This window comes from Nocardia sp. NPDC058497 (genome assembly GCF_042720195.1).
In the GTDB taxonomy this organism is placed as follows: domain Bacteria; phylum Actinomycetota; class Actinomycetes; order Mycobacteriales; family Mycobacteriaceae; genus Nocardia.
This window is the reverse complement of the sequence record NZ_JBHXMY010000882.1, coordinates 1-1,720: the sequence shown is the minus strand read 5'-3', so window position 1 is coordinate 1,720 and position 1,720 is coordinate 1. Positions and strand designations below refer to the sequence as shown.

The 1,720-nt window shown below is 61.8% G+C and carries 2 protein-coding genes and 1 pseudogene; 2 read left to right on the top strand and 1 reads right to left on the bottom strand.

Features of this window, described 5'->3' with window-relative positions; translation table 11 throughout:
- Positions 1 to 323 (bottom strand): annotated as a pseudogene (locus tag ACFWPJ_RS32095) (hypothetical protein); the annotation flags it as partial.
- A gap of 247 nt (positions 324 to 570) precedes the next feature.
- Here ACFWPJ_RS32095 and ACFWPJ_RS32090 point away from each other — a divergent pair.
- Together ACFWPJ_RS32090 and ACFWPJ_RS32085 are read left to right on the top strand one after the other, a co-directional pair.
- Positions 571 to 840, top strand: coding sequence for a hypothetical protein (locus ACFWPJ_RS32090; RefSeq protein ID WP_378857176.1), 270 nt, complete (start codon positions 571 to 573; stop codon positions 838 to 840).
- Positions 841 to 1,091: 251 nt separating this feature from the next.
- The coding region (locus ACFWPJ_RS32085) for an ATP-binding protein (RefSeq protein WP_378857174.1) at positions 1,092 to 1,720 on the top strand (629 nt) is incomplete at its 3' end.

Here is a 1,720-nt window from a genome sequence, read left to right as displayed (position 1 = left end):
CAGTCTTCGGCGACCTCGTCGAAGGTGTCGTTGATGATGAGCCCGCCCAGACCTTTGCGATTCAGCACGATCTGAGTGGGGTGGACCAGCGTTTCCTTGCGATTGTCGTAGACGTAGGCCGGGTCGATCTCGAAGGGAAGGGCCACATAGTCCGCGAGACGCTGGGCTTCCCACGCCCGCCCCTGGTTCAGGCTCTTGGCGTTTCCGACTGTGCGCGGTTGGGTCTGGTAGTTGCCGAAATCCAGATTCGACTTGTCCGGTTCGGTGCGCGTCGGGCTCCCCGACACCTGTGAGCCGCAACCGACCACGGCGGCGGAAACCACGACGGCGACTGCCGCCTGGACCGCTACGCGCGTTATCGATGCACCACGGTTGAGCAGCACGCTCTCCCCCTCCAACTGTCCAACTGATCCCATCGTGGGGCGACTGACCTACAGCCGCAGCCCACCCCGTCCCCGGTGATCTGGTCGCGGGCATAGTAGCGCACCCGCGGTTAAGAGCTCCTTGTCAGACGTTGAGGGGGCGTCTTACCTGCGCAGATGGGCGGAGGTGGCGGGTACCTTCGATGCGGTGTCGGGCGATGTACATGTCGTGTTCACGTGGACGCACCTGTGCTGCGGCATCGGCCGCATTGCCGAGGATGTGCTGCACGACTGCACGGCGACTGTCACGGTCACTGCCTACAGCCCGACCGATACCGCCGACGCTCTCGAATTCTCCTACAGGTCAGCGGGATCGGTGTATCCGATCCAGGTCAGAAGTCAGCTGAAGGCCGCCGATGCGGCGCGATACGAGGTGGACCTCCGTACGATCTACGAGGGTGTTCGAGTTGCGTCGTGAGCCTGCAGCCGGGCGCGCACAGCTGCAGCATCAGCTCCAGGGCGCTGTGTTCGAGAGCCACCTTGACAGCGGTGTGGATGGACAGCCGATCTCGGCCAAGCGTGCACTGCATGTTTCGGCCAGGCGTGCATGAAATACCTGGCCAAGTGTGCAGGACATATCCGTCTAAGCGTGCATGGTGAATCGGCCAAGCGTGCATCAGATTATCGGCCAAACGTGCATGCAAAGCTTCTACCTGGCATGATGGTCGGATGTCCTCCGACTCCATCGTTCCTCGAAAGATCGCTCCCCTTGTCCAGGAAACGCTGGAAGATACGCGGGTAGTTTCGATCGCCGGTGCTCGTCAGGCGGGTAAGAGCACCTTGGCTCGAATCGTTGCGTCGAACCGCGCTCCGGTGCGTGTCCTGACACTCGACGATCCTGTCACCTTGCGGGCAGCGATCGATGATCCAACGGGCCTGATCGAACACGACGGACTGCTCGTCATCGATGAGGTTCAGCGAGCTCCTGGGTTGTTCCTGCCGATCAAGGCCGATGTCGATAGCGACTCGAGGCCAGGTCGCTATCTGCTCACCGAGTCTGCTCAGATACTGGCGTTGAAGGATCTTCCCGAAGCACTTACCGGCCGGATGGAGACGGTCGAGCTTTGGCCGTTCTCCCAGGGCGAGCTGGACGATGCCCCCGACCGGTTCATCGATGCCGTATTCGAGTTCGGGCCACGTCTCGGACGAGATTCCACGATGAAGCGCCGCGACTATATCGACCGGGCTGTCATCGGTGGATTCCCGGAAGCGGTGCGCCGCAGTGGCCGTCGGCGTGCGGCGTTCTTCGAGAACTACCTGGATACGCTCATCAAACGCGACGTCAGTGAACACGCTGC